The sequence below is a fragment of the Paenibacillus sp. PL2-23 genome, from assembly GCF_040834005.1.
Lineage (GTDB): Bacteria > Bacillota > Bacilli > Paenibacillales > Paenibacillaceae > Pristimantibacillus.
Window position 1 is genome coordinate 1,120,578 of the sequence record NZ_CP162129.1, and the last position, 14,984, is coordinate 1,135,561.

Here is a 14,984-nt window from a genome sequence, read left to right on the forward strand (position 1 = left end):
GTGTGGTCTGCAGCTGGAAAATATAACATGTAATCGGATAGAATGAAGGGGAGCAGGATTCCCGGAGAGGAGCAAGTGATTACCGCAATGGAAGATAAAAAAAATTGGAGAAGAGATATTATTCTCTTCCTAAGCAGTCAGACGATTTCGTTGTTTGGCTCAGCTCTCGTACAATATGCGATTATGTGGTACGTCACGCTAACCACCCAATCTGGTCTTATGATGACGCTGTTCATCATATGCGGATTTATTCCAACCTTCCTGTTATCGCCGTTCGCCGGCGTGTGGGCGGACCGCTTCAATCGCAAATGGTTGATTATGATAGCGGATGCTATGATTGCAGTCGTCACCCTCGCTCTTGCCATCACCTTCCTGATGGGCTATAACGCAGCTTGGCTCCTATTCGTCATTGCGGCCGTCCGCGCGCTGGGAGCCGGCATTCAGATGCCTGCCGTAGCCGCCATATTGCCGCAGATTGTGCCGGAGGACAAGCTGACGAAGGTGAACGGCATTAACGGCACGCTTCAGGCTCTTATGATGTTTGTAGCGCCGATTGCCAGCGCGTCTCTATTATCGCTGGCGTCTATTGAAGCGATATTTTTTATCGACGTGGCGACAGCATTAGTGGCAATAGCGACGCTTGCGTTGTTCCTCAAGATTCCGCTGCACCAGAAAGCGAATGAGGAGCAAACGACGGGCTATTTGGAGGACTTTAAGCTAGGGATCAGATATATTAGAGAGCATCGCTTCCTCAAGACGTTGTTTATGTTCTTCGGTATTTTCTTTGTTCTTATGGCACCAGCCGCGTTCCTCACGCCGCTCCAGGTAGCGCGCAGCTTTGGCGGTGATGGTTATTGGCGGCTCACCGCGATCGAAATCGCTTTTTCCATCGGCATGATGGTAGGCGGCGCCGTGATCGCTTCCTGGGGCGGCTTCCGCAATCGTATCTATACGATGGGATTGGCGAGCCTGATCATGGGTCTTTGCACGTTCGTGCTTGGCATCGTGCCGATCTTCTGGATTTATTTGATCGTAATGGCTGTGTTCGGAGTAGCAATGCCTATCTTCAATACGCCAACAACGGTCCTGTTGCAGGAGAAGATAGATGGCAACTATATGGGGCGCGTATTCGGCGTATTCAGCATGATTTCAACCTCCATGATGCCAATCGGCATGATGATCTTTGGTCCGCTTGCGGATGTGTTAAGGATTGAATGGCTGCTTGTCGGAACGGGCTTGTTCGTTATTGCGCTCTCCCTCCTGTTTGTCCGGAACAAACGGCTGCTTGAGGCAGGAATGCCGGCAACCGCAGGAGAATAACTAAATATGGAAATATGATGTGACGAACGAAGGCGAGGCGGGAGCATGCTGCTGGAAGCGGATATTACGGAACAGGTGAAGCATACGAAGCGCAAGCTGCGAGAATTAACGCTGGCGCGGGTGCTGGATGAATTCGACGGCCGAATTATGGGGCTGACTGACGAAAGAAGAATGCTGAAATATGAAAAAATGAGAGGCAGCGCCTATCTCTTTTTTCGTGGGAGCGCCTATTTGTTCTACTACGATTTCGGCCATGAATGGCTGCCGTACCATACCGATCCGGAGAGGCCGACCTGGATTCAAGGCGACCTGCACTTCGAGAACTTCGGGGCGTTCCGGAGCGAGAAGGGGCGAATCGTATTTGACGTGAACGACTTCGATGAGGGCTGTATGGGCTCGTATCTATACGATGTGCTTCGAATGTCGGTCAGTCTGTGTCTGGTTATGTCCGAAAACGGATGGGCGGAGGAGGAGCAGCTGGATACGGTAATCGCGTATCTGTCCGCCTATGTAGAGCAAATAAGCGCTTACGCTGAACGCAAGGAGGACCCTGCGGCTCTTGTATACGATGAGCTATCCACTAAGGGACCGATCCGGAAGCTGCTGAGGAAGACGGAGAGTGTGGCGTTCAGCGAATGGATGGAGAAGCTGACGGTGCTGAAGGAGGGAGAGCGCACGTTCCGCTGGAGCGAGGAAATCCAACCGCCGACGGATGAGGAGCGGGCGCTGATCGAAGCCGGCTGGAGCGCCTACATAGAAGCGCTGGCGGCTCGGCTAGAGCTGACACCCGCGTATTGCCGCATCAAGGACATTGCGGTCAAGCACGGGTCCGGCACGGCATCCATCGGACTGGACAGATATTACGTGCTGATGGAGGGCGGGGACGATCACCTGGGACTTGATGATATTGTGATCGAAATCAAGGAAGTGCGCGCGCCGGTGCCCGTTTATTTTATGCCATTCAGCGAGACGTTCTGGGAGCAATTCGCTCATCAAGGCAAGCGGGTCATCACCACTCAGCAAGCGATGCATCATGAAGCCGATCCGTTCCTTGGTTACATGACGCTGGGCGGCAGGCATTTCTATACGAGAGAGAGATCGCCATACAAGAAGAAGCTGAAGGCGTCCAAGCTGCTGGAGCCCAGGGATTGGGAGAAGACGGCCCAGTGCATGGGCCAGATTACGGCCAAGCTGCATGCACGAGCGGACGCGGATGTGGAGAATGGCATCTTGACCTATCACAGCGAGGACGAGATCGTTCGGGCGATAGGCAAGGATACAGATGCGTTCTGCGAATATGTCGCGAATCGGGCTTTATTTTATTCCGGGCAGGTTATGGAGGATTATGAGATATTCAAGGAATGGAGCGCGGGATGGGAGGTGCGGCGGCGCAGGGCGGCAGCCCGGAAGAGGCGCATACTAAGCCGCTCGAAGCTATAACCGCCCATTATAAGCATGAGGAATCGAAGAGCAGCGAATGCGCCTCCGGCGTGTTGGCTGCTTTTTTTCTCCTCTGAGCTTAAGCAAGGGCGTATATATGCCGAAATAATAGTTAAGGCTGGCAACGATTAACGGCATCAGTTATAAAACGCCAGGGAGCCGGACCATACTTATGAATAGAAGTCTAGCAGCGATTGATAGACTTCACTTTATAGGCAAAGGATGGATGCGCCATGCAAACACAAACGTTATCGAGCCCGATGGAACGAGGCATGAGGACGGCCTACATCACGGGCAACTTCCAGAAGCAATTGGGCTCCGCCGGCAATTGGTCTCCAGACGCGGTGGAATGCCGGATGAACCATATAGGGAATGGACTGCATATGCTGGAAGTATCCCTTAATCCCGGCAGCTACGAATACAAGGTGGCTCTGAACGGCAGCTGGTACGAAAATTATGGCGCAGGCGGGGAGCCGGGAGGCGGCAATATTGTGTTCAAGCTTGACGCCCCCAAGGAGGTAACGTTTATGTTTCATGACGATGCGGCATCCAAAAGAGTCGCGGAATGGTATGAAGACAAAGCGGTCTCCAATATCTCAAACGCGGCATGGGCAGAGTTGGATGCGAGCTATTATTATGACGGCGATGACCTGGGCGCGGTGTACGCGGACCGCCAGGCGGTCATCAAGCTATGGGCTCCGAAGGCGGACGCTGTGGCGATTCGGTTCTATGATAAGAGGAATGCTGAACGACAGCTCGCCTCCTTAGAGATGACGAGAGGCGACAAGGGTGTATGGTCTGTGACGGCAACGCCGGAAGCGCTGCATGTCGATGATGTGCGAGGCTGCTACTACCAGTACGAGGTTACACACGGCGAGATTACGCGCTCCGCGCTGGATCCTTATGCCAAGTCGATGGCGGAATTCCGGGTAAGCCCAGAGGGGCTTCCGCTGGGGACGGATCGCGATGCTGTCGGCAAAGCGGCGATTATTGATTTGCGGGCAACAGACCCGGAAGGGGAGTTTGGCCCTGCCCGCATTGAGGGATATGAGCGCAGGGAAGATGCCGTAATCTATGAGGCGCATGTCCGCGACTTTACGTCTGATCCTTCGATTGAAGGAGACCTGCGAGCGAGATGGGGCACGTTCCGGGCGATGATCGACAAGCTCGACTATATCCGGTCGCTGGGCGTGACTCATGTGCAGCTGCTGCCCGTCATGGCATGGTATTACGGCGATGAAGCCGCTATGAAGGAGCGGGAGCTGCATCATTCTACGGAGAATAACCAATATAACTGGGGATATGATCCTCATCATTATTTTACGCCGGATGGAGCTTATTCCGAGGATGCGCGCGACCCCGAGCTGAGGGTGAAGGAGCTTAAGGAGCTGATCGCCGCGATTCATCAAGCAGGGATGGGCGTCATTCTGGACGTGGTGTATACGCATATGGCGAAGGCCTGGCTGCTTGAGGATATCGTTCCTGGCTATTATTTCTATCGGACTGAGGCGGGGGACTTGCTCGGCGGCTTCGGCAGCAATCTGGCGACGAATCACAAGATGGCGGAGAAGCTGATGGTGGATTCCGTCCGGTATTGGTTCCAGGAGTACAAAATAGATGGCATGCGCTTCGACATGATGGGCGACGCGACGTACGAGTCGGTGCAGCGCGCTTATGACGCGGCGGCGGCTGTACATCCCAATCCGCTCTTTATTGGCGAAGGGTGGCGCACGTTCTCGGGCCATCTGGCTGAGCCGGAGCTGGAGGGAATGGGAGCCGACCAGGATTGGATGAATAAGACGGATGATGTGGGCGTGTTCTCCGACGAATTCCGCAATGAGCTGAAATCCGGATTTGGCTTTGAAGGGGAAGCGCGTTTCCTGACGGGCGGCGCTCGTCATGTGGACACCTTGTTCCGCAACCTCAAGGCGCAGCCTTACAATACGCCGGCGGACTCTCCCGGAGATATGGTGCAGTATTTGGAGGCGCATGACAATCTGACCCTGCATGACGTGATCGCTTTGACGATGAGAATGGATCCCTCGGTGCCAGAGCATGAACGCGAAATTCATAAGCGGATTCGGGTCGGTCAAGCGCTGCTGCTTACGTCTCAAGGCACGGTATTCCTGCATGCTGGACAAGAATATGGCAGAACGAAGCAATGGAGGGGCGATGGAGAGCCTAAGCATGCCCATCCGTTCTATAACCATCACGGCGAGCGCATCGGCTACTTCGTACACAACTCCTACGACTCCTCGGATGCGGTGAACATGTTTCACTGGGCCAAGGCAGCAGGTGGGAGTATGTACCCGGAATGCGAGCGGACGCGAGCATATACGGCGGGGCTGATCAGGCTGAGGAAGTCGACCAACGCCTTCCGGCTCGCCGATATGGAGGCTGTTCATCGCCATGTTACCTTGATCCAAGCACCGGAGATGGGGGAGTTCGATCTTGTGATCGCCTACCGTTGCCAGGCGACGGACGGGACGGGAACCCACTATGTATTCGTCAACGCTGATCGTTGGCCGCGCGCGCTGTCGCTGCATGAGGATCTGACTGAAGGCGATATTCTGGTGCACGGAGAATCCGCTGGGGCGGAGCCGCTGCGGGAGCAGAAGGGATTCTCCCTGACGCAGGGAGAGATCGTGCTTGAGCCTCTGACCGTTGTTGTGATACGGTTGAATAACTAGCAGAATCATGAGGGATGCTCTGCTGAGCCTGTTGAGCCCCTTGTCGGAGGTGGTACCATGGCGTCTTCGCGCGCAACACTCAGAACCTGTCCTAGAGGGCATACCTATTACAAAAGCAGCGACTGTCCAACCTGTCCGACCTGCGAGCAGGAGAATCGGCCAGGGGATGGCTTTCTGTCCAGAATGCCCGCGCCAGCCAGAAGGGCGTTGGAGAACGAGGGCATTACGTCCATTCAACAGCTGTCCCAGTATTCCGAAGGGGAGCTGTTGAAGCTTCATGGAATGGGTCCGTCGTCTATACCGAAGCTAAGGACCGCCTTGGCGGAGCAAGGGCTGACATTCAAGACATGTTGATTGACAAAAACCAGAGCAGGGTCTGCTATGCAGCCTCTGCTCTGGTTTTTTGAATTATAAGAGTGTATAAGTTTTCTCTATACTGGGCTTATATTTCAACGCGAAACGTATGCTGCTCCGCCGAAGGACGCCGTCAGCCGTTTACGCTTGGTCATGCCTTGTCTGCCAGCTGATCCATGAACTGGTGGAGCTGATGAAGCACCAGGCCGTTCATCCGGTCAAGCTGCTGCAAGCCGCTCTCGCCCTCCAGCCAATCGCTTCTGAACATGGCATTATGCTTAAAATATAACGTTCCGCCGCTCTCCGTCACGCCGAAAGCGCCGATGGGGAGGGTCAGATTCAGTCTTGCGCATTCATCCAGCAGGACGCCGTAGCTGTCTGGAGCCGTCTGGTCCCGAAGCACCGCGAACGTCTGAAGCAGGTAGACGCCTTCCTTCTCTGCTTCCTCCAGGCCGGGAATGAAGCTGATCTCGAGAAGCGCCGCATCATTGCGGCTGCCGATCTCTTCGAATCGAATGAGCAGCGATGCGTAAGGCGCTTCATCATCAGGCTCGGCCAGCTTGGCGGCAATCCCGTGACTGTCGTAGTATTCGTATAATCGGTTCAACACGGAGTAGGCGAATGATGGGGATTCCGTCATGTCAATGCTCCTCTACGTATGAAGTTTTTTGGCGATAAGCTCTTTGCCCGGCGTCTTCTTCTCCTTGTCGACATGGAGACCCATTCCCTCGATAATATGGAGGCTCTCCTGGTCATCGCCGACTACGCCGCTGTCGAAGAGCATTGCGGCCAGATCGGTGATAAGCTGGGCATAGCATTGATCCACGTCGTTGAAGCCGTGCTGCTCCAGCAGAGACTGGCGGAGCTTGCTCCTCTCGATGTCCTTGTTCTCGGGAAGCGCGGCCGCTTCCTCAAGCTTGAGGGCCTTGTCGATGAACGCTTCTTTCCGTTTATATTGCTTATAAAATTTCGCGATAGCCGCGACCCCGCCCAATGCCGCGGCCATCCCGATTAGAATCGGCCCCGCCGGTGAGGCGGCTGCAGCGATGAGCATGGCGCCGCCTGCGATCATCATCGCGCCTTTGACGGCGGTCATGCCGCTCTTGGATTTGTTCATCTCCTGCGTCGATCGGCCAAGATTAGCGGCGAGAAGCTGCTTGTCGGTCAGCTCGCCGCCTTCCTTCGCGGCAAGCTCCTGCTCGACCTGGCCTAGCTTCTTCGCATTGCGACCGCTCTCTATATAGCCTGCCGCGCCTCCAATCATATAAGCCGCTCCGCCCACGATAGCGCCTGCCCCGGCTGCCACAGTAGCGGCGCTGTTCAGCGCCATGCCGGATGCTTCCCTGGCGCTGTTGACGGTGCCGGCGGTGAATCGAGCCAGGTCGCCAGCGCCGCTGGCTCCTTCGCCGGCGATGATCTGCGCTTTCCCGGCTGCGCTCATCGCGCTGTCATAGTTCTGCGTCGCGTTATAGATCTGCGACACGGACGCGACGCCGCTCAGACCGCTTGCAATGGGCGTGGCGACCAGCGCCGTGCCGGAAGCCCCGCTGGCTCCCAGCGTTTTGCTGAACGACGCCGAGCCGGATACGCCGCCTGCGGCGCCGGACGAGCCGATTGCTGCATAGCTGGCATAATCGCGTTGCTTATCCGCATTATGATCGGTTGTGTCGATCAGCTTGGCTTGCCGGCAAATGATGGAGAACTTGTCCCAGTCCACCGATTTGAAGATGATGCCGGTCAGCATGATCTTTTTCACCGCGTCGATTGTAATGCTGCCGGAGCCACCTGCCATGGAGCGGATGGCGCTCATCTTCTGCTCAGGGATCAATGCGTCGAAGAAGCCGAATAGGGCGGATTTCTTGGAGGCATTCGCCTGCTCCTTGAGCCATCCGTACACCTCGGCGTAACCGGCTTCCCCAGCAAGGTTCGCAGCAATTTGCGGCGTCTCGACGAGGGCCGGGGCAGGCTCGGCTTCCCCGGCTTCCGCAGGCTTGAGCATATGGCTTGAGGGACCGGCAGCCGGCAGGGCAGGCGGCCTGGGTGCAATGAATGCGCCGCTGCGCGCCCGCATGAGCTGCAATACCGCTTGATTGCCGGCCGCGCGCTGTAATTGCATGACGCTTCCAGGTGTTACCGGGCCTTGCTGGACCTGCGTTAAGGCTTGTCCCGCTGAGAATTCGGGGGCAGCTGCTGCGCGAGACGCTGGAGCGGCTGCGCTAGTAGGCGAAGCTTTGGCTTGCTGCAAGCGATTGGCTGATTCGGACAACGGCATCACCTTCTGCTTTTCGTTCATATTTTGACAGGAATATCGTACCATACTCCTGCCGCTGTGGCACTAAGTGTTTTGGTTACTTCTACATGATTCGACACAACCGGAAGCGAATTCCATTGTTGCGAGGACTGCATATGAGAGGATTATTTTGCACAAAATGTAAGAGTTATGAATAGAGGAGGCTATGAGATGAACATTCAACGAGCACAGGAAATCGCGGCATCGCCTATCATGGCAAACGTACAATATAATGGAGTCCGCATCTATATTCAGCATGTGGATGAGCAGAGGGAGGTCGCGAGAATATACCCCATCGACCGCCCGGATGAGGAGCTGGAGGTTGCCGTCCGCAGTTTGTCAGAGCCTGATCTGCAGGTGGCGATGGAGGTCGAGCAGATGGCGTGCAGGGCAGATAGCGATCAATAGCAAGCATCGGCCGTATCAGGAGGAGTAATCCGCGTGATAACATGAAACAGCCCTTAGCCAATGTCCATAAGGCTAAGGGCTGCTCGTATGTTACCGCATGTTACCGTACGTTATACATTCACCAGCTCAGTGCGCTTGATTTGAAGAGGAGGCGGGATCAGCCAACCCTTCTCCTTGCTGACTTGGAGGATTTTCATGCCGTAAGCTGCTTTGGTGACATGATATTTGGCGAACAACGCCGCGACGTCCTCCCGGGTGGACTTGCCCATGATCATACTGCACGCGACGAGTCCGGCGGAGCAGTCGGCGCCGAGCATCGCGGCGATCTCCATATCCGTGAACCTCGCGCCAACCGGAATGTCCTCCAGCTTGGCCTCTGGTCTAGCTGGAGCATCCGTTCATTTTATTGGGTCATGCCTGAATGGGTATTTGTCATGTGAGCTTGCGGCTGAAACAGGCTTTGCTGGGAGCCTTGGTTCATATTCATCAATATCGCCCAGGATACTCCCGTCTTCTATAAGCGGGGGAGGAATGGGCGTCCGGCATTAGCCGGAATGATATTTGGTGTGTTCTTGTTCTCCCTACTATGCTAAAATTAGCATAGCGAGGAGGCGAACGTATGATCGTTACCGTGACGGCGAAAATCAAAATCAAACCGTCAGAAAGTCAAATGATGGCCCTGCAACAAACGATGATTGCTTATCGTCAAGGCTGTAATTTTGTCTCTGCCCTTGTGTTTGAGACGAGCGAGCGCCGGCAGTCTGCCCTGCACCGAATGACGTATCGAACCCTGCGCAGCACGATGGGCCTGCGCTCTCAAATGGCTCAGTCGGTATTGAAAACGGTACGGGCTAAATACAAGAGCATCTTGAGCAGCGGACATGCTTGGACACGCGTACAATTTAAGAAGCCGGAATACGATCTCGTCTGGAGACGGGATTACTCGCTAAGCGCAAAGCTATTCTCCGTCAATACGCTGCAAGGCCGCATTAAGATTCCCTTCGAAGCCAAAGGAATGGAGACTTATTTCGACGGCACATGGACATTCGGTACAGCCAAGCTGGTATGCAAAAAACAGAAGTGGTTTTTGCATATTCCAGTGTCTAAGGAAATGGCCTCTCCTGAGCTTAAGGAGATTGAACACGTTGCAGGGATTGATCTGGGCATCAACTTTGTAGCTACGGTGTATGACACCGAGGGGAGAACGCTGTTTTTTCGGGGAAGGGGACTGAAACACAAACGAGCAAACTACCAACGATTGCGTTCCGAGCTGCAACGCAAACAAACGGCTTCGTCCCGCCGCAGGCTGAAGCAAATCGGAGAACGAGAAAACCGTTGGATGACCGATGTGAACCATCAGGTCAGTAAGGCACTCGTTACCCGTTATGGGGCGAATACGCTGTTTGTGCTGGAGGATCTGACAGGGATCCGCCGCAGGGCGGAAAAGGCAAAGCTGAAGTATCGGTATGTGACGGTATCGTGGGCTTTCTATCAGCTGCGTCAGATGGTGACGTATAAGGCGAAGCTTGCAGGATCGATGGCGATACCCGTGGATCCGAAGCACACCTCGCAGGCATGTCCCCTATGCCGCCACACGGTGAAAGAAAACCGGGATAAACACAGGCATCGCTTTCGTTGCCAGGCATGCAGATATACAAGCAATGATGACCGGATCGGCGCCATGAATCTCTGTCTGAAGGGAAGAGAGTACCTTCTTGAAGGTGCAGGCTTAGCATGACTAGGCTTGCAGGGCAGCTGTCAGTCTGCCCATCGGTAGGCAAAGGCTTACTAGAGGATGTAACACCACGTTCTTCGGAACGCCAAAAGATCGGAGTCGCAAGACGTTCGTACGATCGGGTTGTTATAAGCCCCCACTTCAAACGTTAGTTAAGTGGGGGTCATTGACGTACTGCCAGATCTCGTAGGCTTGCTCTGAGCAGTTCACTGCGCTTTGCTGCATCAAGGAACGAAGCTGCGGATTCGCGCATTCCAGCGCCGCGATGATCTTCATCGATGCCGATGCTTTGTGCATGCCAAGCATCGCACAAGCCACGTCGTGATCGTCGATCTGACGCGCGGACATATTCGGGCTTGCCATTGAGGGATTGTCGAGGCCATAAACGGGCGAGAAGTTGCGAGGCGCACTGTACGGCGTGCCTTGCTGCATTGCTTGACCATTCAGCTGCTGAACGGTCTGTACCAGCTGGTTATAGCCGTTGATAGCGAACTGCATTTGCTTGTCCATGATTTGAGCCAGTCTTGGATCTTTAGCGAATGGACGATACAGCTGCATCGTGTTAATCCCCGTAATCGCTGCAGACAATACCTCGTGAATCTCCATTGTTTCGTGTGCGCCTAAATGAGCTGTCAAAATTAGACTCCTCCTCGAATAGCTGATGGGCTGTGTTGATTGTTGTTGATTGAATGGCACCGCATTTAAAGTGCCTAAGTCGAATCGGAAATATACAGTCCTAGGCTGAAGGTTTTGTAAAGCTCGCTATTCGGGGATAGGGAAGGAAACTAATTTAGATTAGTAAATGGAGCGACTTGGAGAGCGACAGCCACACGAGGTGTCGTTATTGCAGAGTTGGAGCAGCTAGTATGTGCAACAGCGACACGTGGTGTCGCTGTTGGAGCAGAAGCGGCGTGCAGGAGAGCGACAGCCACACGAGGTGTCGTTATTGCAGCGTTGGAGCAGCTAATATGTGCAACAGCGACACGAGGTGTCGCTGTTGGAGCAGAAGCGGCGCCCAGCCGCGCGATAGCCACACGAATAGCCGCGCGAGGAATCGTAGCGCCCGCGGTAACAACACTACTTGCTGCGCGACTGCTCCACCAGCTTCCTGGCTTCGTGACGAGTCATAACTTGCAGCTTGCTGAGAATATTCGATACATTGTTGGCGACCGTCTTCGCGCTGATGTGAAGGCGGTCGGCAATCTGAGCGTTAGTATCGCCGCTTGCGATACGGGCCAGTATCTCGGCTTCGCGGCGGGTCAGCTCGGCGAAGGCCGGGTCTCGCAGCAGCTCGAAGCCGCCAATCGGCTGCTGATGCTCCGGCGCTGCTGTTGCGGGTGGCTGAGGCGCATGCGAGGCAAAAAAATGCATCATCCGCTCCGCGATACCTGTGCCGAACACAGCGCGGCCTGTTCCCACCATCCGGATCGCTTGCAGCAGCTCCTCCTCGTCGGCATCCTTCAGCACATAGCCCTTCGCGCCTACTCGCATAGCGGTAAACACGGACTGATCATCCTGATTCATGGTCAGGATCAGCACTTCTACGGATGGATGGAGCAGCTTAATCCGTTCGGTCGCTTCAATGCCATTCATGACCGGCATTCGTATATCCATCAGGATCAGATCCGGCAGCAGCTCGCCGGCCAGCCTCACCGCTTCCTCGCCATCGGACGCTTCTCCAACAACCTCCAGATCATCCGTTGTCGCAAGCAAGCCGCGAACGCCGCTGCGAAACATAGGATGATCCTCGGCAATGATGATCTTCATTCGTATGAACCTCCTTTACTGCAACGGGAACACCGCTCGCACTCGGGTGCCCCCGGCTTCCAGCCGTTCAATGGCACATTCCCCGCCTATCTCCGCAGCCCGCTCTCGCATGGAGATAAGGCCAATGCCGCCGGTCATGCCAGCCCATGCGGGACGTCGGACGGCTTCTACGCCGACCCCATTGTCGACCACCTCTACAAGCAGCCGCTTGTTGTCTGTAACAGCCAGCAAGACATGGCATTCTGTGGCGTCGGCATGCTTCACGACATTAACCAATGACTCCGTGACGATCCGATAGACCGCCACCTCCACAGCGGCGCGAAGCGCCGGCAGCTCCTGCGGCGCGTCAATCTGCATGCTCAGCCGCCTTGCTGTGCCATCCTCGACAAGCTGAGACGGCTTCGTCATTTCATCCATGCGAGCGCGAATGGCGCCGATTAATCCCAGCTCATCAAGCGCAGGCGGACGAAGGTCGTTCACCAGTGAACGAATGTCCTGCACGGTGGCGCGAATGACGTGTCCGAGCTCATCCATCTTGGCGACCGCCGCGGCAGGCTCCTTGTCGACGAATTTGCGCGCGACAGCCACGTTAATCGCCAGCGCAGCAAGGCGCGGCGCCAGATCGTCATGCAGGTTGTTGCGGATACGCCGCCGCTCTTCCTCTCGAGCAAGCACAAGCTTCTCCCGCGATTCCTGCAGATCCTCCGCAAGCCGCCTCATTCCCTGGAGCATATCTGCATTGTTGACAAACGGTGCCGATTGCTGAAGAAGCACCTCGAGAAACTTATGATCCTCCGCCGAGAACGCTTCTCCTGTTGAGCGGCTGGCGGCATACAGCGTTCCGATCGACTGTCCTTGGTACATAATTGGAAAAGCGTGCAGCTCCAGCTCGTCCCGGCGTTCGCCCGCCGCGGCAAGCATCGTCTCCTGCCCCTCAATATCTCTGGCAATGCCGGCATAGGGCAGACGAAGCGCAGTCTGGACCTGACGCGCAATCGCATTTAGCATGGCATCAGGAGCAAGCGGACGCATCATCTGACTGCCCAGCTCCAGAAGCACGGCGTAGGGATCATCGTGACGCCCCTTCATCAGTCGGTTCACCAGCTTCTGCAGCCATTCCCTCAGCGGCGCGAACAGAACCGCAACAAGCGCTGTTGCTGCCAGTGATACGGCATAGCTGCTCCATGTCACGAACAAGTTGCCCAGGTAAACCACCACGCCGGTGTACAGCAGCACAATACATACGGATAACGCACCATACACAATCGTCCGGTTCACAAGCGGATTAATGTCCCATAATCTGCGTCTGAGCACGGCAAGGGTGAGTGTAACGGGCAGCGCCGATAAACAGAGGTGCAAGGCTACATTCAGATAGAGATAATAGACGGCATTGCCCTTGTAAAAGTCGGGATCGAACAGCATGCTGATAACGGAGAAGCCCATGAAGCAGACGGCGACACCGTAGACGACCCACTTGGTTTGCTGTCGCTGCTCGGGTGAAGAGACGCGTCTGAAGCGATGCACCTGAGCATAGATGAGCAGCAATGTGGTTATGGAGTACCATACCAGTTGAAGGATTAAAGGAACGTTAAGCTTCCGCCATATACTCCCTTCCAAAAAAATATTGGCAATATCGACAAGAGCGATGAATGCCATGGGATACTTCGTCCATGCGGGGACGAACCGGCCGTTCGGGAATAGCAGACAGAAGAGAGAAATCGCGATCCAGCCGATCGCCGCTACTCCGTAAAACCAATATTTCGAGAATAGCGAGCCATCCGCCCCAACCGCTGCAAGCGAAGGGAAGGAGGTTCCGAAAGCGATCATCGCAAGCGCGGCGAGCAGCCCCATCGGCTCGCGGGAGCTTTTCCACAGCAGAATCAGGGCAGCGGAATAGAACACCGTTGTAATGAAGACATCAATTACGACATGGAGTAGAGCGACTTCCGTTACGGTTAAGCTGCCCGGCTCCAGGATTAGTGGTGGAACCGATACGCCGCAGCCATTCTCAATACAAGTCGTCACCAGCTTGTCATAATAGACCGGAACACAGCCTGCATAGATGGACGCCGTGACCACAAAAAACAATCCGATCAGAATCTGAACCATTCTAATTTTTCCCATGACTATAATTATAGCGACGATAGCCACAATTGGATACGAAATTCTAACGGAGCTTCCCGGTCTTCCCGAATTCGGGAAGCCATATTTCCTGAGAAAAGGGGAAGTTCATGCCCTGCCGTTTGCTATTCCCAAGATAGTAGGATGAAGTCATGGTAATCACATCAATCGAAGAGGTGAATGTAATGAACGTGTACAAAGGATTGAAAGGGCTGGGCATCATCTGTTTGCTGGCCGGCATTGCAAGAATGGGGATGACGCCGACGGCGTTAGTCTGGGGGACGGACAGTCCGCAAGAATTAACATTCGGTTATATAGCGTGCATCCTCATGGCAGTCGGCACGATCGCCGGCTACCTCGCGCAGCCGAAGGAGATTGGCATGCTTGGATTTATTAGCGTGCTGGGCATGTCGATTAGCAATGTGCTGACGACTGCGCTTGTATTCATGGTATTCGTAACCGGCTCTGCAGGACCGATGCCGGAGGGACCCCTGGTAGGCCTGACCCAACTCGGAAGCATGGTTGGCTTGTTGCTCGGAACGCTGCTCTTCGCTATCGTGACCTTCCGCGCCAAAGTGTTCCCGCGATGGGTTCCCATTCTGTTCGTCGCCAACATCCTGAGCATATTCCTGCCTCTGGAAGACAACGTCTACGTAGCGGCTTTCTGGGGTCTTGCTTATGTCGGCCTGGGCTTCTGCATTGTGACCGGCAGAATGACGCCGCGTTCCGTACAGGAAGAGCAAGCTGCTAGCAAAGCTAGCCAAGCCATTCATTCATAGAATTAACCGGGGAGGATGCTCGTTTTTCACACAGGTGAAAAAAGTTCATCCTCCTCAGCTATTAGGAGGAGGCGTATACT

At 54.9% G+C, this 14,984-nt stretch carries 12 protein-coding genes and 1 pseudogene; 7 read left to right on the forward strand and 6 right to left on the reverse strand.

The features are described from left to right. Positions 1–87 precede the first annotated feature (87 nt). The 4 genes from AB1S56_RS04830 to AB1S56_RS04845 all read left to right on the forward strand — a co-directional run bounded on the left by AB1S56_RS04830 (position 88) and on the right by AB1S56_RS04845 (position 5,804). A complete protein-coding gene (locus AB1S56_RS04830; protein WP_340873568.1) occupies positions 88–1,320 on the forward strand; it encodes an MFS transporter in 1,233 nt (410 codons plus the stop codon). Positions 1,321–1,365: 45 nt separating this feature from the next. After that, the gene (locus AB1S56_RS04835; protein WP_340873570.1) at positions 1,366–2,760 is read left to right on the forward strand and encodes a DUF2252 family protein; all 1,395 of its coding nucleotides are present in this window, start codon (positions 1,366–1,368) and stop codon (positions 2,758–2,760) included. A 233-nt stretch (positions 2,761–2,993) separates the two neighbouring features. Further along, positions 2,994–5,450: an alpha-amylase family glycosyl hydrolase gene (locus tag AB1S56_RS04840; protein ID WP_340873572.1), complete on the forward strand. Its 2,457-nt coding sequence runs from the start codon at positions 2,994–2,996 to the stop codon at positions 5,448–5,450. 57 nt (positions 5,451–5,507) lie between these two features. Then, positions 5,508–5,804: an RNA polymerase alpha subunit C-terminal domain-containing protein gene (locus tag AB1S56_RS04845; protein ID WP_340873574.1), complete on the forward strand. Its 297-nt coding sequence runs from the start codon at positions 5,508–5,510 to the stop codon at positions 5,802–5,804. Between the two features lie 151 nt (positions 5,805–5,955). Here the strand turns inward: AB1S56_RS04845 and AB1S56_RS04850 are convergent, their stop codons facing one another. Beyond that, on the reverse strand, positions 5,956–6,444 hold the full coding sequence (locus AB1S56_RS04850; protein WP_340873575.1) for a hypothetical protein: 489 nt from the start codon (positions 6,442–6,444) through the stop codon (positions 5,956–5,958). Positions 6,445–6,456: 12 nt separating this feature from the next. Further along, on the reverse strand, positions 6,457–8,070 hold the full coding sequence (locus AB1S56_RS04855; protein WP_340873577.1) for a hypothetical protein: 1,614 nt from the start codon (positions 8,068–8,070) through the stop codon (positions 6,457–6,459). Between the two features lie 195 nt (positions 8,071–8,265). On the opposite strand from AB1S56_RS04855, the gene AB1S56_RS04860 reads away from it, so the two are divergent. Then, a complete protein-coding gene (locus AB1S56_RS04860) occupies positions 8,266–8,502 on the forward strand; it encodes a small acid-soluble spore protein H (protein ID WP_340873579.1) in 237 nt (78 codons plus the stop codon). A 110-nt stretch (positions 8,503–8,612) separates the two neighbouring features. On the opposite strand, the pseudogene AB1S56_RS04865 reads toward AB1S56_RS04860, so the two are convergent. Continuing rightward, a pseudogene (locus AB1S56_RS04865) lies at positions 8,613–8,891 on the reverse strand (DUF3231 family protein); the annotation flags it as partial. A 230-nt stretch (positions 8,892–9,121) separates the two neighbouring features. Between AB1S56_RS04865 and AB1S56_RS04870 the strand changes: the two are divergent. Next, entirely contained in the window at positions 9,122–10,240 is a 1,119-nt protein-coding gene (locus AB1S56_RS04870) for an RNA-guided endonuclease InsQ/TnpB family protein (RefSeq protein ID WP_367903432.1), read from the forward strand. A gap of 138 nt (positions 10,241–10,378) precedes the next feature. Here the strand turns inward: AB1S56_RS04870 and AB1S56_RS04875 are convergent, their stop codons facing one another. The 3 genes from AB1S56_RS04875 to AB1S56_RS04885 all read right to left on the reverse strand — a co-directional run bounded on the left by AB1S56_RS04875 (position 10,379) and on the right by AB1S56_RS04885 (position 14,113). Continuing rightward, positions 10,379–10,873 (reverse strand): spore coat protein, encoded by a 495-nt coding sequence (locus AB1S56_RS04875; RefSeq protein WP_340873335.1) that lies wholly within the window; start codon positions 10,871–10,873, stop codon positions 10,379–10,381. Between the two features lie 441 nt (positions 10,874–11,314). Further along, the gene (locus AB1S56_RS04880; RefSeq protein WP_340873334.1) at positions 11,315–12,004 is read right to left on the reverse strand and encodes a response regulator transcription factor; all 690 of its coding nucleotides are present in this window, start codon (positions 12,002–12,004) and stop codon (positions 11,315–11,317) included. A gap of 15 nt (positions 12,005–12,019) precedes the next feature. Beyond that, the gene (locus AB1S56_RS04885) at positions 12,020–14,113 is read right to left on the reverse strand and encodes a histidine kinase (protein WP_340873333.1); all 2,094 of its coding nucleotides are present in this window, start codon (positions 14,111–14,113) and stop codon (positions 12,020–12,022) included. Positions 14,114–14,277: 164 nt separating this feature from the next. Between AB1S56_RS04885 and AB1S56_RS04890 the strand changes: the two genes are divergently transcribed. Next, positions 14,278–14,904, forward strand: a complete 627-nt coding sequence (locus AB1S56_RS04890) for a hypothetical protein (protein WP_340873332.1) — start codon at positions 14,278–14,280, stop codon at positions 14,902–14,904. Positions 14,905–14,984 lie beyond the last annotated feature (80 nt).